Source organism: Stenotrophomonas sp. YJH_SMC_29 (assembly GCF_059371235.1).
On sequence record NZ_JCAFUK010000019.1, the window covers coordinates 1 to 23,513 of the forward strand.

20 protein-coding genes are annotated in these 23,513 nt (G+C 61.9%); 8 read left to right on the forward strand and 12 right to left on the reverse strand.

Going from position 1 to position 23,513, the window contains the following annotated elements:
* The 5 genes from AC5P9I_RS17695 to rfbB all read right to left on the reverse strand — a co-directional run.
* Positions 1-699, reverse strand: a 699-nt coding sequence (locus AC5P9I_RS17695) for a glutamine--fructose-6-phosphate aminotransferase (RefSeq protein ID WP_495217381.1), incomplete at its 3' end; no start/stop codon positions are given.
* 127 nt (positions 700-826) lie between these two features.
* On the reverse strand, positions 827-1,756 hold the full coding sequence (gene rfbD, locus AC5P9I_RS17700) for a dTDP-4-dehydrorhamnose reductase (protein WP_130768513.1): 930 nt from the start codon (positions 1,754-1,756) through the stop codon (positions 827-829).
* Complete coding sequence (gene rfbC / locus AC5P9I_RS17705; protein ID WP_049470253.1) at positions 1,753-2,310, reverse strand: dTDP-4-dehydrorhamnose 3,5-epimerase; 558 nt, start codon at positions 2,308-2,310, stop codon at positions 1,753-1,755. The genes rfbD and rfbC overlap by 4 nt, the downstream gene beginning before the upstream one ends.
* The gene (gene rfbA, locus AC5P9I_RS17710; protein ID WP_049470256.1) at positions 2,307-3,194 is read right to left on the reverse strand and encodes a glucose-1-phosphate thymidylyltransferase RfbA; all 888 of its coding nucleotides are present in this window, start codon (positions 3,192-3,194) and stop codon (positions 2,307-2,309) included. The genes rfbC and rfbA overlap by 4 nt, the downstream gene beginning before the upstream one ends.
* Positions 3,195-3,208: 14 nt before the next feature.
* On the reverse strand, positions 3,209-4,264 hold the full coding sequence (rfbB, locus tag AC5P9I_RS17715) for a dTDP-glucose 4,6-dehydratase (RefSeq protein ID WP_049470257.1): 1,056 nt from the start codon (positions 4,262-4,264) through the stop codon (positions 3,209-3,211).
* Between the two features lie 285 nt (positions 4,265-4,549).
* On the opposite strand from rfbB, the gene AC5P9I_RS17720 reads away from it, so the two are divergent.
* The 8 genes from AC5P9I_RS17720 to AC5P9I_RS17755 all read left to right on the forward strand — a co-directional run bounded on the left by AC5P9I_RS17720 (position 4,550) and on the right by AC5P9I_RS17755 (position 13,269).
* Positions 4,550-5,296 (forward strand): electron transfer flavoprotein subunit beta/FixA family protein, encoded by a 747-nt coding sequence (locus AC5P9I_RS17720; protein WP_014035896.1) that lies wholly within the window; start codon positions 4,550-4,552, stop codon positions 5,294-5,296.
* Positions 5,296-6,234 carry an electron transfer flavoprotein subunit alpha/FixB family protein gene (locus AC5P9I_RS17725; RefSeq protein ID WP_049470261.1) on the forward strand — a complete coding sequence of 313 codons (939 nt, stop codon included), beginning with the start codon at positions 5,296-5,298 and terminating at the stop codon, positions 6,232-6,234. Before AC5P9I_RS17720 ends, AC5P9I_RS17725 begins: the two co-directional genes overlap by 1 nt.
* A 92-nt stretch (positions 6,235-6,326) precedes the next feature.
* On the forward strand, positions 6,327-6,716 hold the full coding sequence (locus tag AC5P9I_RS17730; RefSeq protein ID WP_049470264.1) for a GtrA family protein: 390 nt from the start codon (positions 6,327-6,329) through the stop codon (positions 6,714-6,716).
* Positions 6,717-6,720: 4 nt separating this feature from the next.
* Positions 6,721-7,410 (forward strand): glycosyltransferase family 2 protein, encoded by a 690-nt coding sequence (locus tag AC5P9I_RS17735; RefSeq protein WP_049470268.1) that lies wholly within the window; start codon positions 6,721-6,723, stop codon positions 7,408-7,410.
* Between the two features lie 2 nt (positions 7,411-7,412).
* Positions 7,413-7,799, forward strand: a complete 387-nt coding sequence (locus AC5P9I_RS17740; protein ID WP_049470271.1) for a DUF2304 domain-containing protein — start codon at positions 7,413-7,415, stop codon at positions 7,797-7,799.
* A gap of 78 nt (positions 7,800-7,877) precedes the next feature.
* Complete coding sequence (gene galE, locus AC5P9I_RS17745; protein WP_231352995.1) at positions 7,878-8,870, forward strand: UDP-glucose 4-epimerase GalE; 993 nt, start codon at positions 7,878-7,880, stop codon at positions 8,868-8,870.
* A 35-nt stretch (positions 8,871-8,905) separates the two neighbouring features.
* Entirely contained in the window at positions 8,906-11,107 is a 2,202-nt protein-coding gene (locus AC5P9I_RS17750) for a hypothetical protein (RefSeq protein ID WP_145964809.1), read from the forward strand.
* Positions 11,108-11,220: 113 nt separating this feature from the next.
* Complete coding sequence (locus AC5P9I_RS17755) at positions 11,221-13,269, forward strand: hypothetical protein (RefSeq protein WP_130768517.1); 2,049 nt, start codon at positions 11,221-11,223, stop codon at positions 13,267-13,269.
* Here the strand turns inward: AC5P9I_RS17755 and AC5P9I_RS17760 are convergent.
* The 7 genes from AC5P9I_RS17760 to AC5P9I_RS17790 all read right to left on the reverse strand — a co-directional run bounded on the left by AC5P9I_RS17760 (position 13,233) and on the right by AC5P9I_RS17790 (position 23,511).
* Complete coding sequence (locus AC5P9I_RS17760) at positions 13,233-14,186, reverse strand: glycosyltransferase family 2 protein (protein ID WP_338061746.1); 954 nt, start codon at positions 14,184-14,186, stop codon at positions 13,233-13,235. The genes AC5P9I_RS17755 and AC5P9I_RS17760 overlap by 37 nt on opposite strands.
* Positions 14,187-14,293: 107 nt before the next feature.
* The gene (locus AC5P9I_RS17765) at positions 14,294-16,318 is read right to left on the reverse strand and encodes a glycosyltransferase family 2 protein (protein WP_130768518.1); all 2,025 of its coding nucleotides are present in this window, start codon (positions 16,316-16,318) and stop codon (positions 14,294-14,296) included.
* 19 nt (positions 16,319-16,337) lie between these two features.
* On the reverse strand, positions 16,338-18,509 hold the full coding sequence (locus tag AC5P9I_RS17770) for a glycosyltransferase (RefSeq protein WP_088476115.1): 2,172 nt from the start codon (positions 18,507-18,509) through the stop codon (positions 16,338-16,340).
* A 2-nt stretch (positions 18,510-18,511) separates the two neighbouring features.
* On the reverse strand, positions 18,512-20,752 hold the full coding sequence (locus tag AC5P9I_RS17775) for a methyltransferase (RefSeq protein WP_049466182.1): 2,241 nt from the start codon (positions 20,750-20,752) through the stop codon (positions 18,512-18,514).
* Positions 20,752-21,477 (reverse strand): ABC transporter ATP-binding protein, encoded by a 726-nt coding sequence (locus AC5P9I_RS17780; protein ID WP_012509968.1) that lies wholly within the window; start codon positions 21,475-21,477, stop codon positions 20,752-20,754. Before AC5P9I_RS17780 ends, AC5P9I_RS17775 begins: the two co-directional genes overlap by 1 nt.
* Positions 21,478-21,481: 4 nt before the next feature.
* The gene (locus tag AC5P9I_RS17785; RefSeq protein ID WP_049466184.1) at positions 21,482-22,342 is read right to left on the reverse strand and encodes an ABC transporter permease; all 861 of its coding nucleotides are present in this window, start codon (positions 22,340-22,342) and stop codon (positions 21,482-21,484) included.
* On the reverse strand, positions 22,339-23,511 hold the full coding sequence (locus tag AC5P9I_RS17790; protein WP_049466186.1) for a cystathionine gamma-synthase: 1,173 nt from the start codon (positions 23,509-23,511) through the stop codon (positions 22,339-22,341). The genes AC5P9I_RS17785 and AC5P9I_RS17790 overlap by 4 nt, the downstream gene beginning before the upstream one ends.
* Between the last annotated feature and the right edge of the window lie 2 nt (positions 23,512-23,513).

Consider the following 23,513-nt stretch of genomic DNA (forward strand, 5'->3'; position numbering starts at 1 on the left):
CTCGACCGGCCGGTCATGCTCATCGAAGATGCGCACGCCATCGCGACGGATCTCGGCGGTGTCGCCCTCTTCCAGGAAGATCACCTTGCGGGTGGCCGAGATCACCGCCGAGACGTCGGAGGCGACGAAGTTCTCGCCCTCGCCCAGGCCCACCAGCAGCGGGCAGCCCATGCGCGCGCAGACGAAGCGCTCCGGCTCGGCACGGCTGACCACGGCCAGCGCGTAGGCGCCGGTCAGCTCCTTCACCGTGTGCTGCAGCGCCACCAGCAGGTCATCGCCGCCCCTCAGGTTATGGTGGATCAGGTGCGCGATGACTTCGGTGTCGGTCTGCGACTCGAAGGTGTAGCCCAGCGCACGCAGCTTCTCGCGCTGCTCTTCGTGGTTCTCGATGATGCCGTTGTGCACCAGCGCAACGCCCTGGCTGATGTGCGGATGCGCGTTGGCCTCGGTGACGCCCCCATGGGTGGCCCAGCGGGTGTGGCCGATGCCCAGCACCGCATTGAAGCCTTCGGCCTCGGCCGCCGTGGCCATTTCCGACACGCGACCGGTGCGGCGGACACGTCGTACTTCGGGGCGCTCGGCGTGGTCGATCACCGCGATGCCCGAGGAGTCGTAACCACGGTACTCAAGCCGCTTCAGGCCTTCGATCAGCACCGGCACCACGTCGCGATCGGCGATTGCACCCACGATTCCACACATGTCACGCGTTTCCTTGAAGACGATCGGCGCATTCTAGCCTGCGTGGCCCGCTTCCCCCTCCTGTCCGCTTAATGAAAGTGTCCGGAAAGGTGTCTGCACTGCCGGTGGGGAAACCAGTCTAGTTCGTCTAGGAGGCCCCGTCCCCAGCGGGTTCATCCAGCAAGCGTTTGATTTCATTCATCGCAATGGCAAGTCCCTCATGCCAATCCGGGAGAGCAGTGCCCAAGTCCTTCTGCAGCTTGTGGTTGTCCAACACCGACCAGGCCGGGCGCTTGGCCTGGGTCGGGTACTCGGAACTGGGAATCGCCTCGACCGTCGGCACTTTGGCCAACACGCCGGTGGCCAACGCCTCGGCGAAGATCGCCTCGGCAAAGCCATGCCAGCTGGTCTGGCCGCTGGCGGTCAGGTGCCAGGTACCAGACAGCTGGCCCGGATGCTGCAGCGCCTGCGCGGTGACATCGGCGATCAACGCGGCCGGCGTCGGTGTACCGATCTGGTCGGCCACCACCCGCAACACATCGCGCTCCGCGCCCACGCGCAGCATGGTGCGCAGGAAGTTCGCGCCGTGCGAGGAATACACCCACGCCGTGCGGAAGATCAGATGGCGGCCACCGGCCGCACGCACCGCGCCCTCACCATCGCGCTTGCTGGTGCCGTACACGCCCAATGGCGCGGTCGGCTCGTCCTCACGGTAGGGCGCGCTGCCCTGGCCATCGAACACGTAGTCGGTGGAGTAATGCACGAACGGCACGCCGTGCGCCGCACACCAGCGCGCGATCACGCCCGGCGCCTGCGCATTGGCAGCGAAGGCGGCGTCGACGTCCTGTTCGGCACGGTCCACCGCCGTGTAAGCCGCCGCATTGACCACTACCGATGGCTGCACGCGGTCCAGCAATGCCGGCAGGCTGTCGGGCTGGGCAAAGTCGGCCACCTCGCACGTACTGCCATCAGGCAGCTGACCACTGCGGGTGGTCGCGACCACCGGCCCCAGCGGGGCCAGCGCACGCAGCAGCTCCTGGCCGACCTGGCCGTTGCCGCCGAACACCAGCACCGTCATGGGGTGTAGACCGGCAGGCGGTCCTCGGCGATGTCCTTCAGGAACGGTGCGTTCTCGTCCTTGGCTGACAGGGTCGGTGCGCTGACCGGCCAGTTCACGGCGATGCCTGCGTCATTCCAGCGCACGCCGGCATCGAAGTCCTTGAGGTAGACCTCGGTGCACAGGTAGCTGAACACCGCACGATCGGACAGCACCGCGAAACCATGGGCGAAGCCTTCCGGAATCCAGAACTGTTTCTTGTTCTCTGCGCTCAGCACCACCGCTTCCCACTGGCCGAAGGTCGGCGAGCCGTGGCGGATGTCCACGGCAACGTCATAGACCTCGCCTTCCAGCACGCACACCAGCTTGCCCTGCGGGCGTGGCCACTGATAGTGCAGGCCGCGCAGTACCCCTTGTGCGGAGGTCGACACGTTGCTCTGCACGAAGCGATCCGGCAGGCCCAAGGCAGCGAAGCGCTCAGCATTCCAGGTTTCGAAGAAGTAGCCGCGGGCGTCGCCAAACACTGCCGGCTCGATGACCATGCAGCCGGGCAACCTGGTTTCAATCACTTTCATGGAACTACTCCACGCACAGCGAGTTTATGCAGGTATTCGCCGTAGCTGTTCTTGATCAACGGCGCGGCCAGCGCTTCCAATTCTCCAGCGTTGATCCAGCCCTTACCGAACGCGATTTCCTCGGGACAGCAGACCTGCAGGCCCTGACGGGTCTGGATCGTCTCGATGAAGTTGGATGCTTCCAGCAGCGACTGGTGGGTACCGGTATCCAGCCACGCATAGCCACGGCCGAGCGCCTCCAGGTGCAGGTCGCCTTCGGCCAGGTAACGCTTGTTGAGATCGGTGATCTCCAGTTCGCCACGCGGTGACGGCTTCAATTCCGCCGCGTAATCGCAGGCCTTGCCGTCATAGAAGTACAGGCCAGTCACCGCATAGTTGGAGCGCGGCTTTTCCGGCTTCTCCACCAGATCGATCACCTTGCCGCCCTGGTCGAACTCGGCCACGCCATACCGTTCCGGGTCGTTGACCCAATACCCGAACACGGTCGAGCCGTGCACGCGCTCGTCAGCACGCTTGAGCACCTCGCGCAGGCCGTGGCCGTGGAAGATGTTGTCGCCCAGCACCAGGCAGCTCGGCTTGCCGGCGACGAAGTCGCGGCCGATCAGGTAGGCCTGGGCCAGGCCATCCGGACTCGGTTGCACCGCGTACTGGATGTCCATGCCCCACTGCGAACCATCGCCCAGCAGCTGCTGGAACAACACCTGTTCGTGCGGGGTGTTGATGATCAGCACTTCGCGGATGCCCGCCAGCATCAGTACGCTGAGCGGGTAGTAGATCATCGGCTTGTCGTACACCGGCAGCAGCTGCTTGCTGACGCCCTTGGTGATTGGATATAGGCGGGTGCCGGAGCCACCGGCGAGGATGATGCCCTTGCGCTGGGTCATGTGATCTCCAGGGTTCAGGCCGCAGTGCCGATGCGCTGCAGACGGTAGCTGCCGTCCAGCACGCCGTTGACCCAGTCCTGGTTGTCCAGGTACCAGTCGACGGTGAAGGCGATGCCCTGCTCGAAGGTGTAGGCCGGCTCCCAGCCCAGATCGTTCTTCAGCTTGGACGCATCGATCGCATAGCGACGGTCGTGGCCGGGGCGGTCAGTGACATAGGTGATCTGGCTGCTGCGCGGCTGGCCATCCGCACGCGGGCGGCGCTGGTCCAGCAGTGCGCAGATGGCCTGCACCACTTCGATGTTCTGCTTTTCCGAATTGCCACCGACGTTGTAGGTCTCACCGACCTGGCCCTTGGCCAGCACGGTGCGAATCGCTTCGCAATGGTCGGACACGAACAGCCAGTCACGCACCTGCTTGCCATCGCCGTACACCGGCAGCGGCTCGCCGGCCAGCGCCTTGGCGATCACCAGCGGGATCAGCTTCTCCGGGAAGTGGTACGGACCGTAGTTGTTCGAGCAGTTGGTGGTCAGCACCGGCAGCCCGTAGGTGTGGTGGAACGCACGCACCAGGTGGTCCGAAGCCGCCTTCGACGCCGAGTACGGGGAATTCGGGGCGTACGGCGTGGTTTCGCTGAACTTGCCGGTCTCGCCCAGGGTGCCGTACACCTCGTCGGTCGACACGTGCAGGAAGCGGAAGGCCGCGCCCTGCTCGGCCGGCAGCGCCTTCCAGTAGTCACGCACGGCTTCCAGCAGGCCCAGGGTGCCCACCACGTTGGTCTGGATGAAGGCGCCCGGGCCGTCGATGGAACGGTCGACATGGCTCTCGGCGGCAAAATTCAGCACGGCATCCGGCTGGTGTTCGGCCAGTAGGCGGGCGACCACGGCCTGGTCCCCGATATCGCCCTGGACGAACAAGTGGTTCGGGCTGCCGTCTAGGCTGGACAGGGTCTTCAGGTTACCGGCGTAGGTCAGCACATCGAGGTTGATGACCTTGACGCCGCGCGCCACGGCCTCCAGGACAAAATTGCCGCCGATGAATCCGGCGCCGCCAGTGACAAGCCATGTGGGCACTACCTGTTCTCCTGATCGATGTATCGAAGTTCGGCGATATGGGAACCGTCCGATTCAGCCCTACAGAATACATGGTGGGCCCCTGCCAACTGTCTGCCGAGCATGAAAAAGGGCTCGGCGCGACTGCCTTTCCCGCAGCGCAGCAAAACCATACGCATTCGCATGGTCACCCCAAGCCAGCTAGAATCGGGATCCCACCCCCGAGCCGGTCGCTGCTGCAGGACCGGATGTTCCCCAGCAAACGTGAGCCGGCCAGCGGCCGGCGCTACAAGGACCCCGTACCAGATGAAAATCCTCGTCGCGTACAAGCGCGTGGTGGACTACAACGTCCGCATTCAGGTCAAGCCGGACGGTTCCGGCGTGGTCACCGACGGCGTCAAGCTGTCCCCCAATCCCTTCGATGAAATCGCCCTGGAAGAAGCCCTGCGCCTGCGCGACAAGGGCATCGCCAGCGAGGTCGTGGTCGCCACCATCGCCCCGGCCGACGCCCAGGCGCACCTGCGCAACGGCCTGGCCATGGGTGCCAACCGCGCGGTCCATGTGGTCACCGACCAGGCCATCCAGCCGCTGACCGCCGCCCGCACCCTGCTCAAGCTGATCGAGAAGGAACAGCCGGACCTGGTGATACTGGGCAAGCAGGCCATCGACGACGACGCGAACCAGACCGGCCAGATGCTGGCCACGCTGTGGGGCCGGCCGCAGGCGACCTTCGCCAGCAAGCTGGACATTGCCGACGGCAAGGCCACGGTGACCCGCGAAGTCGACGCTGGCCTGGAAACGCTGGAAGTCGATCTGCCGGCGGTGGTCACCACCGACCTGCGCCTGAACGAGCCGCGCTTCATCAAGCTGCCGGACATCATGAAGGCCAAGGCCAAGCCGCTGGAGACCCTGCAGCTGGCCGACCTCGGCGTTGAAGCCGCCGACACCTTCAAGACCACCCAGTACGCCGCACCGTCCAAGCGCAGCAAGGGTGTGATGGTCAAGGACGCGGCCGAACTGGTGGCCGCACTCAAGCAGAAGGGGCTGCTGTAATGAGCAAGATTCTCGTCATCGCCGAACACCACGACGGCAAGCTCAACGCCGCCACCGCCAAGACTGTCAGCGCCGCCGCCGCCATCAGCGGTGCCAGCATCGATGTCGTGGTGCTGGCCGCCGATCCGGCCGCCGTCGCCGCCGAGGCCGCAAAGATCAGTGGCGTCGCCAAGGTCCTGACCGTGGCCAACGCCGCCAACGCGCAGGCCATCGCCCAGGTGCTGGCGCCGCAGATCGCGCAGCTGGCCAAGGGCTACACCCACGTGTTCGGCCCATCGACCACTTTCGGCAAGGACCTGATGCCGTGCGTGGCCGCGCTGCTGGGCGTCAACCAGGTCTCCGACCTGATGACCGTTGAAGGCAGCCATACCTTCAAGCGCCCGATCTACGCCGGCAACGCGATCATCACCGTGGAAGTCCCGGCCGACCAGATCGTGGTCGCCACCGTGCGTGCCGCCTCGTGGCCGGAAGCCGCCCAGGGCGGCAGCGCCGCCATCGAAGCGGCCAGCGTCGATGCTGCCCTGCCGACCCACACCCGCTTCGTCGGCCTCGCCGCGGGTGCCAGCGACCGCCCGGACCTGCAGAGCGCCAAGCGCGTGGTCTCCGGTGGCCGTGGCGTCGGTTCGGAAGAGAACTTCAAGGTGATCTTCCAGCTGGCCGACAAGCTCGGTGCCGCCGTGGGTGCCTCGCGTGCTGCGGTCGATGCCGGCTACGTGCCCAGCGACCTGCAGGTCGGCCAGACCGGCAAGATCATCGCCCCGGAGCTGTATGTGGCGGTGGGCATCAGCGGTGCGATCCAGCATCTGACCGGCATCAAGGACGCCGGTACGATCGTGGCGATCAACAAGGATGGCGACGCGCCGATCTTCGAGATTGCCGATATCGGCCTTGTGGGGGATCTGTTTGCCATCCTGCCGGAGCTGGAAAAGGCGCTGTAAGGCGTTCTGGACCAGAGTAGGTCCAGATCTACCCGAGGGGGCGTCCAAACAGACGCCCCCCCCTTCATTTCTGGATCCGGTGACCCTCGCCAATGAGCGGACGCTTCTTTAGATTCCTGGTTTCCGGCGGCACCGCGGCCGCCGTGGAGTACCTCATCTTCCTTCTGATGCAGCTGTCTCTGGGGGAGCGTTGGCTCGTCCTGAGCCAGACCCTGAGCTTTGGCTGCGGCTTTGTCGCAAGCTTCCTGCTCAATCGCAGCTGGGTCTTTCGCAGCAGCGGCGCAATGAAGGCAGAACTGCTAAAGTATGTCGCAATAGCCGCATTCAACCTCGTGGCGGGCAATGCGGCGATGCTGCTGCTGACCGGCCCTGCCGATCTGAATCAGTACATCTCAAAGTTGCTGGTGATGGGGTGTATCGCCGGCTGGAACTATCTGATTTTCTCGAAGCTGGTTTTCAAGCAGCAGACCGGCAAGGCGTGATCTCATGTCACTCGAATATTCCAATGTCGCTGTAGTGATCCCTGCCTACAATGAGGGAAGCGCGATCAAGGACACCATTCATGCGATTCCTGGCAACTTCCCCAAGATAATCGTGATCGATGATGGGAGCCGGGACGATACGCGTGAGCGTGTCCGCGAAACCCGAGCAACCCTGATCCGCCACCCTATCAACCTCGGGCAGGGTGCCGGTCTGCAGACCGGCATCGACGCGGCGTTGCTGGATCCTGCGATCGAGTACATCGTCACTTTCGACGCCGATGGCCAGCACCGGATCGAGGATGTTGAAAGCATGTTGGCCTATGCGGTACAGCACAAGGTGCAGATCGTGATGGGCTCCCGCTTCCTGGGCAAGGCCATCAACATGCCGCGGATGAAGCGCATCATCCTGAAGGCCGCTGTCTGGTTCTCCAATGTAACCTCAGGTGTGCACCTCACCGATACGCACAATGGCCTGCGCGTCATCCATCGCTCAGCGGCAGAACGGCTGAAGCTGGAACTTCCTGACTTCTCGCACGCTTCAGAGATTGTCGAGCGAATTGGGCAGCAGCACTTCAGCTATGCGGAAGTGCCGGTCACGATCATCTACAGCGAGTACTCCCGCAGCAAGGGCCAGTCGATGATCAATGCAATCAACATTGCCTTTGATGCAATCCTGAGAAAGGTGATCAAGTAACCATGCTCATTCGATTTCTGCTGATCGCCTCAACGCTGACCATCGCCTGGTATTTCCTTACCTCGCGCGGCACTAGCCGGTCCAACGCATTCAAGAAAGTACTGCTGGTGGGCTTTGTCGCTGCAGCAATCGTTGCCATTCTGATACCTGAAGCGCTTACGCAGCTGGCGAATTTTGTGGGTGTCGGACGCGGCACCGATCTTCTGGTCTACGTACTGGTCCAAGTCGTTGCGTTCCAGATGTTCAATACCTACGCAAAAGACAAGCAGAACCAGCGACAGATCGTTCATCTGGCGCGCCGCATCGCAATTCTGGAATCCATGACGGCGACGGCGCCCACGGTAATCAGTGGTGGTATCACTCCGGCTGACGGCAAACAGAAGCACTGACAGAGCTGCAGGCAGACCGATCCGGCGGCCTTATCCACTAAAGGGAATTGGAGGACAACGTTGAGAAGCAGGATTCTGGTGACCGGAGGGGCAGGCTACATCGGCTCCCATACGGCAATCGCGTTGCTGGCTGCAGGCTACGATGTTGTCATCCTCGACAACTTCAGCAACAGTGAGCGCTGGATACCTGAACGAATCGCGAAGCTGTCCGGCACCAGCTTTGAATTGGTGGAACTGGACCTGTGCGACAAGGCCGCTACGCTGGACTGCCTGCAGCGGATCAAGCCCGATGGAGTCATTCACTTCGCAGCGCTGAAATCCGTTGGCGAGAGTTTTACTCGGCCACTCCATTACTATCAGAACAACCTCTCCGGCACCCTGAATCTGCTGGATGCCATGTTACAGGTGGGCTGCCAAAATTTGGTATTCAGCTCGTCAGCTACGGTCTATGGCTATCCTGAGCATTGCCCGATCGGGGAAGATGCGCCACTTTCTGCCATCAATCCCTACGGGCGAACCAAGCTGATGATGGAGCAGGCTATCCAGGACATCAGCGCGGCGAATCCGGAGCTCAATACCGCCCTGCTCCGCTATTTCAACCCGGCGGGTGCCCACCCCAGTGGTCTCCTCGGCGAGTTGCCGCGGGGCACACCCAACAACCTGGTTCCATTCGTGGCCCAGGTCGCCGCTGGGCTGCGTGAGCGGGTGCGGGTGTTCGGTGGAAATTATCCCACTGTCGATGGGACCGGAGTACGCGACTACATCCATGTCATGGATCTGGCTGACGCACATGTGCACGCGCTGGCCTACCTTTTGCAGCGCAAGCAGGATCTGCTGGTGAACCTGGGCACCGGGCGCGGATACTCGGTACTGGAGATCATCGCCGCATTCGCGCGCGCGAGCGGAAAGCCGATTCCGTACGACATCGTGGATCAACGCCCCGGAGATGCCGCTGAATGCTATGCGGATCCATCCCTTGCTACGGAATTGCTGGGTTGGCATGCCTCTCGCGATCTTGATCAGATCTGCGTGGATACCTGGCGCTGGCAGCAGCACCTCGAACAACACTGAGTCTTCCGGCAGCGCCCCCAATCCGGACTTCCAATATGAATGTCACCACGCCTGCCCGTGTAACCGGGCTGTCGCAGGCTTCCGTCGTCGCAGGACTACTAGCCGCTGCCGCCGCAGTGTCCATCATCTCCCGCGTACCCGGGTCCGAGCTGCTGGGCTTCTGGCAGACGTTGAGTGTGGCGGGCCTTTGCGCCGCGGGTCTCTGGTACGTTCTTGCGCCTGTGGCACGCCAGCTGGTTGTCTGGCAGACAAACCTCGGGCGACGTGGGCGCTGGCTGTCCATCGTGCTGGCTCTTCTGTCTGGAGCGATCTGGCTGTATGCCTTACCAGTCGGACCGGCGCCGGCTGGCGTGGCCGATGTAACGGTGAGTGTGCTTGATGGTAGGAACGAGCATGCACAGGGCCGGGAAGTCTGGCTACGCCTGGAACGCGACGGTGTCGATGTGCCTTCGGCGGATCTGAAGCAGACTGGCGACTGGCTCGACAAGGCGCCGTTCCTGGTCGCCGCCAACCCGCCGGATCAGGCCTCGGTACACTGGCATGGCTCTTATACCGACAGCCTGCGGCTGGTCTTCATTTCGCATGCCTGGTCTGGGCGTGCCCGAGTTGCGTGGAATGGCAACCACAGGGACTTGGACCTGTATAGCGCGGAAGGCAGCAGTGCCACCGTCGATCTGGCAGGCATGGTTACCACCAACAGCTATCTTGCCTTCCCTGAACGCAATGGCCGCCAGTGGTTCACTGCGGCGTGTGATGCGCTTGTACTGGGTGCGCTGACCCTATTCGTCTTTGCATGGTTTGCAATGCGGCAATGCATCGAAGCCGAGGCTATGCCACATGGCGCGCGGGCGAGCCTGCAACGCCAGACAATGATGCTTGCCATGCCTACAGTGCTGACGAGCCTCTTTGCGCTTTTCATCTTCTATCCGGGATTGATGACCTCAGACTCACTGGATCAATGGCGCCAGGCAGGCCATTTCGCATTCAATGATGCCCACCCGCTACTGTATGGCCTGTTCATTGCGGCCATGCGCCTTGTCTGGGACAGCCCGGCTTCTGCAGCGCTTGTGCAGATGCTGCTGTTCTCCGCAAGTTGCGGCTGGCTACTGGCCAGCCTGCAGCGCCTGACCGGTACTTCGAACCGGGTTGTCTGGGCATCGGCATGGCTTGTTGCGCTGTATCCACTGCTGCCAATTACTGCGGTGACACTGTGGAAGGATGTGCCATACGCCGCCGCTGTGATTGCGCTGACCGCCTTCCTCATGACCTCGCTTTCCCACCGCAATACGCAGCAGATCAGCGCGAGCGGGACAGTTGGCCTCTGCCTGATCATGTTCTGCGCGATGGCACTGCGCCACAACGGCCCGCCGGTTGCACTCGCCGCTGCGCTGGCGCTGTTCTTCCTCGTCAGGACATCCCGCCTGCGCGTGATGCTCGCACTGATAGGCGCCATCGTATTGATGGTGCTGCTGAAGGGACCTGTTTCCAATGCCGTGGGCATTGATCGCAAGCCGGTGAGCTACATTCTTTATTCACACCACATTGCTGCGCACCTGGCTGCCAATCACCCACCCAAAGACGCTCAGGACAGAGCACTACTGCAGCAGCTCAACCACAAGCAGCCCGACTGGGCGTACAACTGCGCTACGGTCAACCCGGTGATCTTCAATCCGGAGTTCGACGCACCTCGGGCCATGGAGCACAACGATGAGCTGTTGCGGATCTGGTTGGCGCTTGCTACCGAGCGACCCGACATCGAGTACGCCCACGGTCTATGCTCGAGTGGACTGATCTGGCGCGTGATCGACTCGGACATTGACCCCCTGTATCTCGCAAGCCTTGGGCTATGGGCGCCGCATGGCGAAGTGACGTGGATTACCGGCGAGGCGGGTGATCCGTTGCCGAAATCCAAATCACCGCAACTGGCCGAGTTCATCGGGCAGATGGTGCTGATGCCAAGCATGCAGGCTGTATTTCGGCCAGCACTCTTCATGTATGCACTCATATTCGCCTGTGGTGTAGCGATGTTCCGCCGCAATGACCGATCGATGGCTCTGTTGTTGTTCCTGCCTGCAGTGCATACCGCTTTCCTGTCAATTTCGATCGTCGCACAGGATGCCCGTTATCAGCTCCCGTTGTACGCGATCACCCTGGCCGCAGTTCCGTTGCTTCTTGGCGCCCGCAGGGTGACGACGAAGCATCCCATTTCTACCGACCCGCATCCCGGCTCGGCATGAGTTGGCGCAGGGCAACCACTGCCTGCGGGCTGGCGGCAGGTGTTGTTCTGTCGGCGGCTTGGCTACCAGCGTCGGCACGCTTCCTGGATCTCGCTGCGGCGCCTGCAGTGCTCGTGTTCATCCTCGCCAGCGTGTTGTCTGGTGCGGCGATAGCTGCCGCCCTGCGGCGTACGCATCCGGTATGGGGCAGGACGAAGACCGGCACGCGCGTAGGCTGGATCACCACCTGCATCCTCGGTGGTTGGCTGTTGACCTGGATGATTCCTTTCGATCCGGCGCCAGCCACAACCCTGCAGGTGGAAGTCGAGACCCTCGGCAAGGGTGCACCTGAATCCAAAGGCTCAGAAGTCTGGTTCCGCCTCATCGTCGATGGCCGCGATGCAGAACTGGGTGAAATCAAGGCGGGCCCAACGTGGATGGTGGCCAATGGCTACCTGATCTCCCCGATCAACAGCCCACCAGACAAGGCCCACTGGAACGGCCACTATTCCAGCGACATCTATGTTCAGTTCTTCACCCATCCGTGGTCCGGGCACGCCATCCTGCGCTGGGCCGGGAAAGAACAGCACTACAACCTCTACAGCCCCACCGGTGGCGAAATCAGGGTTCACCTGGCCGGAGATGCCCCCAATCCGCACTTCCTGACACTTCCCTCGCGAACACCGCTGCAATATCTAGTGCAGGCATGCCAGTCCGTGGCTCTCGGCCTGCTGCTATTGGCCGGTTTCGGGCTGGCATCGCGTTGGCCATCGCCCTGGAAATCAGCGCGGAACGATGAAGCGCAACCGTCATTGGGCAGGGAAGTCTTGATCGCAGCACTGCCATTGCTGCTTGTCGGCAGCATCCTGCTGGTGTTATTCCTGCCCGCTATCCTGACCACCGACTCATTGAACCAGTGGGCGCAGGCGGCAAGCGGTAGGTTCGATGACGCCCATCCGGTTCTGTATGCGTTCTACCTTTGGTTCGTCCAGCAGATCCTGCCCAGCCCCACCCTTGCGGCCTGGCTGCAGATGGCCGCTCTGGCGCTGGCATCCGGATGGTTGGCGACTGTTGTCCGTCGAGCCTGCAACGCACCGCGCTGGACATCGACGGCCGGCGGCCTGCTGCTGGCTGCGTATCCAGTGACGGCGTTGTCATCCATAACACTGTGGAAAGACATTCCGTATGCAACCAGCGTGGTCGCGCTAACCGCCTTTGTCATTGGCAGTACCATCCTCGACCGACCAAGCCTGCGCAAGTGGTACAACTGCCTGGCGTTGGTACTGCTCGCTGCCTGCTGCATGGCGCTGCGGCACAACGGGCCTCCCGTAGCGGTCGCAGCCTTCTTGATCCTCCTGCTACGGCCAGGTACCCGCATGCGTGTGCTGGTCTGCCTGCCGCTGGCTGCCAGCCTCATGTGGAGCATCAAGGGTCCGTTGGCCGACAGCGTGGGCACGCATCGCACCAGTGCGGCTTACATGGCCTATACCCACCACCTGTCCGCACATCTGGCAGCGGGCCAGAATCCGGAGTCTGCCGAGGACAATGCGATACTTGAAGCCGTCGACAGTGGAGCCCGCGACTGGCGATATCGCTGCTCGGTGGTGAATACGACCATCTTCAATGATCATTATGATATTCCGACGGCCGTGAAGCATCAGGATGACCTGTTCCGGATCTGGCTCGGCATGGCCCTGAAACGGCCGGATATCGAACTTGACCACGTGCTTTGTGCCAGCGGAATGGTCTGGCGCTACCGGACCTCGGGGCCACTGTATCTCTATGTCTTCGGCTTCGAGATCGGCGAAGAGCAGAATCTGCAATGGGTGCAGCCGGGGCTGAGCGGACCGCCGCAAGCATCCGTGCTGCCGAACGCGACCAACTGGATGGGCAAGACCCTGTTGAAGCCTCAGCTGGGACGCCTTTGGCGCCCCGCTCCTTTCCTGATCGCGCTGTGCCTGCTGACCGTAGTTGCGTGGAGGCGCACCTGTGATCAACGCATACTGCTTGTGCCGATCCTGGTGCTGGTTCATAGCGCGATCCTGATGGTGGCGATCATTGCCCAGGACGCGCGCTATCAGCTTCCCCTCTACATGGTGTGCCTGATCGTCGCGCCAGCGCTCGTGCTGGCGCGGCGGCAACCGCATCACATTCCGTTGGCAGCCGGGCGCGCCGCCGGATAGCGCAGCAGGAGGCGATGCAATGCATGCCGCGGCATCGCTGCCGTATCATGTGAAAGGAAGGCCAGCAACAGCTGTACCCCAAGAACCAATGGCAACGCTGCCAGCATGATGGTGCCGAGCGGAGTAATGAGGCCACCTTCCACTGAACCAATCCAGTGATACAGGCCGAACGCCAAGCCGAAAACGATCATCGGCACGGCAACCAGAAGCTCAAATGAGGCAATGTTCATGTCTCGCAGAAAGTAGCCGTAGATAATGCGCTTGCTGGTATTGCGTACGTGCTTGGCGAGGAACTCGCCAACGATCTTCGAGACCTTCAAGCCGCTTACTTCGTCACCGTAGCGGGCGTCCATCGGCACGTCGAGCACCTTTGCCCTCATCACATTGAGCCGGAACAGAATGTCGCTCTCGAAGAAGTATCGCGAGCTGATCGATTCGCAAGGCAAGCGACGCGCAACTTCAGCATGGATGGCGGTATAGCCGTTGGTGGGATCGAACAGGTCCCAATACCCAGTCGATGCCTTTGCCATGAACGACAATCCCAGGTTGCCAATCCGCCGCAGCAGGGGCATCGATTTGATCTCACGCAGATCGAAGAACCGATTGCCCTTGGTGTAATCGGCATCAGCCCCGAGGATCGGCGACACAAATGCTTCGATCAATGCCGGGTCCATCTGGCCATCACCGTCGAGCTTCACGATGACCGTCGCGCCATCCACCACAGCGCAGCGGTAGCCATGCATGACGGCACCGCCTACGCCGGTATTCACGCGGTTGCGCAGCACAACCACACGAGGATCGCTGCAGCTCCGTTCGATCAGGTCGCCACTGCCATCAGGGCAGGCATCATCAACACAGTAGATGCGATCGACTTCGGGGCCGATCTCAGCCAGCAACTTCAGGATCTGACGGGTCACCTTGTAGCACGGGATCACCACTGCTATCCCTCTATCCCACTCCATCGCCTTTCTCCAGCAACAATGATGCATGTGTTTCTGCACCGAACGGGCATCTCAAATACAACTCAGCGGCGCAGCCGCCGCAACAGCGCCGACAATCTGTACCCCAGCCCGACGATGCGACTACGGCGCAATGCCTGCATCTCGTCGAGCGCTTCGACAACGCCACCTAGCAACAGCCCCGATGAGCTCCCATCGATTCGCGGGGGAGCGGCCAGCGCCCCCAGCAGGTTCGGTGACACCACCGGCCCCTGTCCAACCAACGTCGCCCCGCCCACCATCTCCGCATAAAGCAGGCTGTGGCGAGCGCGCATGGCCGGATCGTGAATCATTGAATCCGGGCGCTGCCGGTAGAAAAAATGTACGTCATTGGTGACAACGAAACGACTGCCTTGCTGCAGCGCGCGACGGTAAAGCTGCCAGTCTTCATAGGAACGCAGGCTTTCGTCATAGCCGAGTGCACGAAGTACCGAAGTCCGCGCCAGGCTGGTCGCCGTTGAGAAACGATTGCCCAGCGCACCGGAATCAAATGCCGCACCAACCATTGGCAAGCCCTGACCGAGCCGCAACTCGTTCACATCATGCGCAGAATCGTCACCGAAGAAATAGGCGCAGCGAGGAACAACGAAGTCGTGCGCAGGCTGTCGCTGCAGTGCTCGTACAGCAATCGAAACAAACTCTGGCGACACCAGATCATCCGCGTCCAGGCACAGGGTGAACTCACCCTGCGCTGCGGCAACGCCGGCATTCCTGGCAGCAGACAATCCCTGGTTGAACTCAAGACGGACCACGCGCAGGCCAGCGGTGGGGCTTGCTTCCAGCTCTTCGATGAGCTGCACCGTGCCGGGATCCGTCGATCCATCGTCAACAACGATGACCTCCAGATCGCTCCATGAAAACTGCTGTATGTTGCGCAAGGTCTGCGGCAGCCAGCGGCCCATGTTGTAGCAGGGCACGACCACGGAGACCTTGGCTGGGCCCAGCGTACCAACGTCAAGCTTGGGCAGCGGCGGGGAAGGCCCCATCCGCAGGTGACGAGTGGGCACCCACTGCTGCGAAGCCCGCAGCGCTTCGAACAGCCCACGGGCATCCGTGTAGCCAAGATGGGTCCGCCCCTGTTCCCACCCCTGTGCCGCAGCCAGCGCCGGGTTGGCGACATCCACAATCAGGCTATGGCCATGAGCAAGCAGCTCCCGCGCCAGAGCCGAGCCTGCAGACCAGCGATCAGGCATGACCACACGCATGGGCGAAGCGCGCAGGCAATCTGCAGGCGCTTCCTGGAAACGATGACGCAGGGCAGCAGGCACCACATGCAGCACTTCGGATAGAAGCGCAGGCTGGCAGACGACCGAGACCTGCAGCAGACCATCATTGCTCTGCTGCAGGTAACCGGAAATCGCCCGCAGGCACTGCCTGAGAGCAGGCGCTTCGGTTGCGACGCAAGCCAGTGCTGAACCCACTGCATGCTGCTCCGACACGAGCCCGGCTGACTCCAGCAGCGTCGCCTGCAGGTGAAGCGGCCTCTGGCTGCCTGGAAGGAAGCGCTGCAAGGATTCCGCGATCGCCTGACTATCGACCAGAACCTGGTCGCATTGCTCCAGGCACATCCGCTCCATGTCCATCAACATCAGCGCAGCCATCTCGACATTGCGTCCCTGCCTCAGGACTTCGATGGCCTGGATGCCGTCAAACCGCAATATCACGCGCGTAGTGTCAAACACCTCTGACAGAGCTCGCTCCTGGAGAAGTGCATAGGCCAGCGCACCACACGATGGAATCTCCACACAGTCCAGGTGCACATCCTGCTGCAGCGCCCGAAGCGCCGCCATCACCGCCAATGACCAACCGAGCTGCTCCGCGTCACCACTGCGGCGGACATCAGGCAACCGTCGGCCCTGCATTGCATGCAAAGGCGAATTCACGCACAGCGTGCGTCTCTCCGCACACTCCTCGAGCAGGTCGGCGGGCGGCGCTCCCTCGCCAACGATCAGCACCGAAGCAGCGGGCGTCGCGCGCAGGCGGGCACGCGCCAATGCAGCCCGCTCTCCGCCAACACGCCAACACGCCAGCTGGATGACGATCACATGCATCGATGCTGCCCCGGAACGCTCACCGCAATCGGCGATAGATCGGCGCCAGTCGCTGCACCGACCATTTACCCAAGCGCAGTACCCATGGCGCCCGCTTCTGCAGAAGCCTGGCAAGTGCCAGGGTGTAGCGCACGGACTCGCTTTCCATCAGTGCCTGCAGCCGATAGGCCATTTCCGCGTTGGAGGCATCCCCCATGAACCCGCTCGGCGATACATGCGCACCGAAGATGAAGTACGCAGGCACCTCCAGTGAGCCGACACGCACGCGCTTGCGCTGCAGGCGCCGGCGCATCGCGATCTGGATCTGCTCCAAGTGCCGTTCATCTGGTTGCCCCTGATGCCGTGCAAGCACGTTCACGGCGGAAGTCACCATGAAGCGCGCACCCGACTGGCAGGCGCGCAGCATCATTTCCCATACTTCAAGTGCAGGGATGACGGGATCGAATGCGAAGCGCCTGGCAACCTCGGTCCGGATCACGTAGCTTTCCGGCGCCAGGCGGTTCTCGTAGAGTCCTGCGAGGCGTCCTTCACCATAGAAAATGCGGAATCCATCCGGGGCGACATTGCCGGCGATTACATCATCGGGATCCACGGTCACGCCCACCTGCCCCACGACCACATCAAAATCCGGGTGCGACGCCAATGAGCTCACCGCGACCTTGAGGAAGCCCGGCAGCAACTGGTCACCACCACGCACGAATCCAGCAAACGGCGTCTCAACCAGCGCAAGGCCCATGTTGCGCGCTACAGCGTCACCAACGGGCACCGCAAGCCGATGCACGGACAAACGCGGATCATTGCTACCCAGCTGGTCCAGCGCAACGATATCGCGTGGGTCCCGCGAGGCATCGTCAATCACGATCAGCTTGTCAAGCGTCAGATTGGACGCGAGGATGCTATCCAGCGTATTCAATACGCGCCCCGCACTATCGCGGTTGACGACGACTACGGTCAATTGCCTGTCCAGGGGAACCGTAGCAGGTATTGCCACCGGATCAAGCCCCTTCCAGGGAAGCGGGTCCTTCGGCACCTCGACGGGCGACAGTCGGCCGGGGGTGCTTTCAAACAGGCCGCAAAGCGCGCGTGCCAGATCTTCGGCGCTCCCATCAAACGTGCTGCAGTTGTATCCATCCCGCCACGGACTGCCCGGCCCGAAAGCCGGATTCTGCGCGTTGAGCACGCAGGCTGCGCCTGACAGCGATGCCTCGTACGCAGCAAGGCAGAAAGACTCCCATGGCGATGGGAATACGCATACCGCGCCAGAAATGCTCTTCTCGCGCGCCGCACCGGTTACGCCACGGGCAAACACCACCCGGCTGCGCAGGTCCTCTGGCACCAGCGAGATGACATACTCCTGATAGCTCACATCAAAAGAATGCGCCAGGAAAACAATGTTGCCCTGATAACGCGGCCTGTCCCGCAGGAACTGGATGCAGCCACGGATGAAAGTATCCGGGCGCTTGATATCCTGCAGTTTCGAAGTGAACAACAGCGGCGTTGAATCATTGATCACGGCGGTCTGTGTAACCGGCTGCATCGTATCCAGCAACACCGGCGGAGCATGCAGGCGCAGGCGTGGAGTCCACTCCTCCTCGCTGAAGCCGTAGAACACGCGGAACGCCTCGGCAACCGGCGCGATCTGACCGACGATAATGTCGCAATCGGCCAGTGCCTTTCGCTCTAGATCAAAGAGATTCAACCCGTGCACACTCTGCACGCGCGGCTCAAAATCGGCCAGGATGCTGTCTGTAGTGTGCAGGCGCACGGCCAGCGTGGCCGTCGTCAATGCGCTGCCAAGCAGCTTTTCCTGGGTTGCGGCGAACGCAGGTGCCCCCCAGTCCACGAACTCGACATACTCAAGCGGGCCTTTCAGGCGTTCCAGCTCGAGCAGCCCCTGCAGCACATGCACCGATTCCCAATGCAGCATGCTGTGGGTGAACGCCGACATTGGCGGGAAAATCTCCCCACGCTCGTCTACTTGTTGAAAGCGCGAATGCGGCCACGCGAGGAAGGTCACGCCCGGGTGGGCGACCGCGAACGCGTCCGCCTCGACGTTGTCGCCGACGTAAAGTACTGCCATCTCCGCGCGATCTTCTTCCGGCGCGGTCATCAGCATGTTCGCGATCACGCGTCCAATGCCACCGGCGGTAAAGGGGAAAAGTTCGCGGGTAACGAAAACCCTCAAGCCCATTTTTAGATTTCCATAAATTCTGAATATCGCTCGAAGGACAACGCCACCATCTGGCGCGAGTAGGACGACATCATGTCATCCATCTCCACTGCGGGAGCCGCCAATATCCGGCGCAGCGTCTGGCGCACATCGGCAACGCTGAGGGGATCGGCCACCTGGGTAATCTCGACATAGGGATGGTCTTCCAGCGCATCCATCCCCAGACGTCCCCGCAGCGCGGGAGTACCGGCAGCAAGTGCCTCCAACTCCACCATCGGATGGCAGTCGACGATGGAGGCATTCATCACTGCATCGGCTTGCGACATCGCCTCCATCATTTGCAACTGGCTGAGTTTTGGAAGACGCTTAACATTCTTGTCCACCCGGTACGGTAACGCGAAATCATCCGCCATCAGCCAAATGTTTGCCACTTCCGCGGTCGCAGCCGCGGCTGCGGCATTCGTGAAGATGTTCTTGTGAATCAGGTTCCAGGACGGAATGAATACGGTGGCTCCGGTCGCCCGCCGTGGAATGCGCTTGCCGGTATAGGCTGGCGGCATGTTGTAGACCTGCCTCTGCCAGCCCGCTACATCTGCAAGCGCCGCATGGGAACCTGCGCGCATGACACTGATCCTGCGGATCAGACCGGTGCGGACCGCCTTGTAGGCCAACGCGAACAGGCGCCGTTCTTCAACATGGATCCACATCGAGGGCGCGCCATGCCAGACCATGTAGATCCGGTCGAATCCGGCTGCAGCGAGGCCTTTCACCCACTGCAACATGCCATCGGAGAATCCATGAATAACCAGCCGATTCACCTTGTTGGCGGCAAGCAGACGGGCCACCTCCTCAACATCGCCGGCGCCGGGCGCTGAGGTACTGGTCACCGCAAGCTTGTGTCCCGGGAGCGAGCCGCAGGCCGCACGGATACCGAACCACTCCTGATGCATGATGTGGCAGACCCGCTCATGCCCAACCACAGCCTGTGCGAATCGCATGTCACGGCGGGCGTTGAATTCGTACACCGAAGGTGCCGGCTGACCGACCGAGGCACTGCCACCTACCGGTGCTTCGAGGTATGGCATGGCGCGCTCTTCCGTTCGGCTGCTCAGGACCTGGCGGACCTGCTCACGGAGGCCCTGTTGCCATTGCAGGTGCTGGTTGGCGCTTTGGGCAGCTTCCAACCGGGCCTGCACCTGCTCAAGCTCTCGCTCCTGCTGCGCCAGCGATTCGACAAGCGTCGCTTCACGCGCATGCAGCGCTTCAATCCGCTCCAAGGACTGGACCTGCTGCACGGAGGTCTCGCCAGCCAGCACGCCGATACGCATCGCCAATGCCGGAAGCGCATCAATGGCTGCGGTAAGATGGCCTATACCATCCAGCAGGCCCACGTCATCGCCTAGATGCTGTCGCGCGATGTCCAGATTCGTTCGCGCGCGTTCTTCGGCCTGACGATAGAGCTCCACCGCATCACGCATCTGCGCGATGTCGCCGCCAAGCGTGGCACTTTCCACTTCCATGCCACGCGCAACAGCCGTGGTAGCTTCCAGCGTCCGCAACAGGTAGTCACCGGCGGTGATCGGTTCAAACCCGCGGGCGCCCGGCACACGAAGCTGGCGTGGGATCCCGGCGGCGGATTCGTGCAGAATGTAGATGGCATGGTCCGAGAGGATTCCGTCTTCGACGTCCACATTCATGTCCGGCGCCAACGTGCCGGCAACATCATGACTCCAGCAACCTGCGTGCCACAGGTTGGCCAGCAGGCTGATCGACACCGGTCGGTTCTCGATGAAGCACAGCCGTCCTTCGGGCGCCAGCAACGCACGCATCTGTGCAAGTACGTCTGCCGCCTGTTCGCGGTCGTTGTGGATCAACACCGAGACGGTGAAGATCACATCAAACTGCTCGCCCTGCATGGCGTCGGCCAACGAAGATCCGACGCGGATGCGATGCCCGATGTCTGCGGCCAGTTCAACAGGCGGTTCACGCAGCAGTGGCTCCACCATAGCAGGGGAGATATCGAAACCGAAGTAGTCCACGAAGGCATGCTGCGGCAGCAACCGCGCAAGACGTCCGAAGCCCACCCCGAAGTCCAGAACCCGAACCGGCCGCCCCAGTTCTTCGGAACGCTCGGCGAGGAATCCCACCAGCCACGCTTCCTGCCGGGCGTAATTGCTGTTGCCCGCCTCACGCCGGATCTTCTGCTGGTCGGCATAGAGATCACCGCTCCTGTTGATCCAGTAGTCCCGGTTACGAGTATTCATCAGGCACGGGCCTCTATCGGCTGATCGCTGGTGATGCGCCCATGCTCAAGATGCATGATGCGATTGCAATTAGCGGCGATGATGTCCTGATTGTGGCTGGCCAGGACCAGAATGCTGGCCTTCTGTACGATTTCGGCGAGGCGTTGCTGAGCGCGGGCGTTGAAGTCCGCATCGCCGACACCCAACCATTCGTCCATCAGCAGAATCTCGGCATCGAAACTGGTGGCAATCGAAAACGCCAGACGCACCATCATGCCACTGGAGTACACGCGCACCGGCATGTTCACATAGGGGCCAAGGCCCGAGAACTCGCAGATCTGCGGGATCTTGCTTTGGATCTCAGCACGGGAAAGCCCATGCAGCAGCCCCTTCAACCGGATGTTCTCGACGCCGGTTGCTTCGAAATCCATGCCCATCGTCACGTCCAGCAGATTGGCAACGCGCCCCTGGCTGCGGATGTAGCCAGAAGTTGGCTCATAAACGCCCGCAAGTGTTTTCAGCAACGTGGTCTTGCCTGCTCCGTTATGGCCGACGAGACCCAGCTTGTCACCCTCACGCAGGTTGAAGGTGACGTTCTGGAGAGAATCCACCACGGTCACGTTGCGGCTGGTGGGAGCCACGCGCCCGCCGGTAACGGCGGACATGATGGCTCCCTTCATGGAGCGGTTGTTGGTGCCATAGATCGGCAGCTGGACGCTGCAGTCGACCACTTCAATGAAGGTCATGGTGTTACACCCACAGCGAGATCTTGTGGCGATTTGCCGCCAGGAAGGGAAGCGCGATCACAAACGCCGCGGTGATGAAGGCGAGTACGAAGTAGTACGAGTGCGCTTCTGGAACCTGTCCCATCAGCGGCATGCGCACGATCTGGATGAAGTGGTAGATTGGATTGATATCGGCAACCCAACGATGCGGGCCCAGCATGTCCGCCTTCCAGATGATCGGCGTCATGAAGAAGCCGAGCTGCATGAAGTTTGCGATCGCGGGTTGCAGGTCGCGGAAGCGAGCAGACAGCATGCCGAATATCGCCGTAATGGGAATGGTCGCCAGCACAATCAGGGCAACGCCCGGCAAAGCGAGCAACCAAACCAGCTCCGGCTCGATCTTGAGAAATACAACAAACGGCAGATAGGCGACTGCCCCGTGCAGGAACACGATGAAGGTTCGTGTCACCAACCGCATCACATGAAGCGTCATTGGCAGTCGCATCGAACGGATCAGATTCTCCGAAGCAGTGAACGTGGTACATCCCTCCTGCACTGTGGTCGAGATGTAGATCCACACAATATCGCCAAGAGCGATGTAGGGCAGATAGTCCCGAAGGTTCATCCGGAACAACTGGCTGTAGAGCAGGCCAATACCGAGAATCAGCACAAACATGCTGATGGTAATCCAGAAGGGACCCAAGACTGATCGGCGATACTTGTGCTTGATGTCAAGTAGTGCCAACGCCGTCCAAGCACGCCAAGCTCCCATGCCTTCGGCAATGTCACGAATGAACGCTGGGAGAGCCTTCATCTGAGTATCGTGGCTGCTGATTCGGACCGGACGCCGATCAGCTTCCGCCTTCAAAATAGTTTCGGTGTTCAAGCCAATGCTCCTTCCAGATCCACCTGCAGATCCCCCAGCTCCTCCACACCCACGCTCAGCCGCACCAGCGCATCGCTGATCCCCAGCTGCTCCCGGCGCGCGACCGGGATCGAGGCATGCGTCATCACCGCCGGATGGTTCACCAGGCTTTCCACGCCGCCCAGCGACTCGGCCAGGGTGAACAGTTCGGTCTTCTCGCAGAAGCGCTTGGCCGCCTCGAACCCGCCCTTCAGCACGATCGAGACGATGCCACCGAAGCCGGCCATCTGCTTGCCGGCCAGCTCATGCTGCGGGTGCGAGGGCAGGCCCGGGTAGATCACTTTTTCCACCGCCGGGTGCTTTTCCAGCCACTGCGCCAGCGCCAGCGCGTTGGCGCAGTGTGCCTTCATCCGCAGCGGCAGGGTCTTCAGGCCGCGCAGGGCCAGGAAGCTGTCGAACGGCCCCTGCACGCCACCCACCGAGTTCTGCAGGAACGCCATCTGCTCGGCCAGGTCGGCATCATCACCGACCACGACCATGCCGCCGACCATGTCCGAGTGACCGTTAAGGTACTTGGTGGCCGAATGCAGGACCAGTTCCGCGCCCAGCTCCAGCGGGCGCTGCAGCATCGGCGAGGCAAAGGTGTTGTCGACCACCACGATCAGGCCGTGGCGCTTGGCGATGGCGGCCACCGCAGCGATGTCGACGATCTTCAGCATCGGGTTGGTCGGGGTCTCGATCCACACCATCTTCGTCTTCGGCGTGATGGCAGCTTCAAATGCCGCCAGATCGGTCAGGTCGACGAAGCTGAAGTCCAGCCCGGCGGTGCGGCGGCGCACGCGCTCGAACAGGCGGAAACTGCCGCCGTAGATATCGTCCATCGCCACCACGTGGCTGCCGGCGTCCAGCAGCTCGATCACGGTCGAGCTGGCCGCCATGCCGGAAGCAAAGGCGAAGCCGCGGGTACCGCCTTCCAGCGAGGCCACGCAGCGCTCATAGGCGAAGCGGGTCGGGTTGTGGGTACGCGAGTACTCGAAGCCCTGGTGCTCGCCCGGGCTGGACTGGGCATAGGTCGAGGTGGCGTAGATCGGCGGCATCACCGCACCGGTGCTGGGATCGGGCGACTGGCCACCGTGGATGGCCAGCGTGGCCAGGGCCAGCGCGCGGTCGGGCGAAGAGGAGTTGGACATGT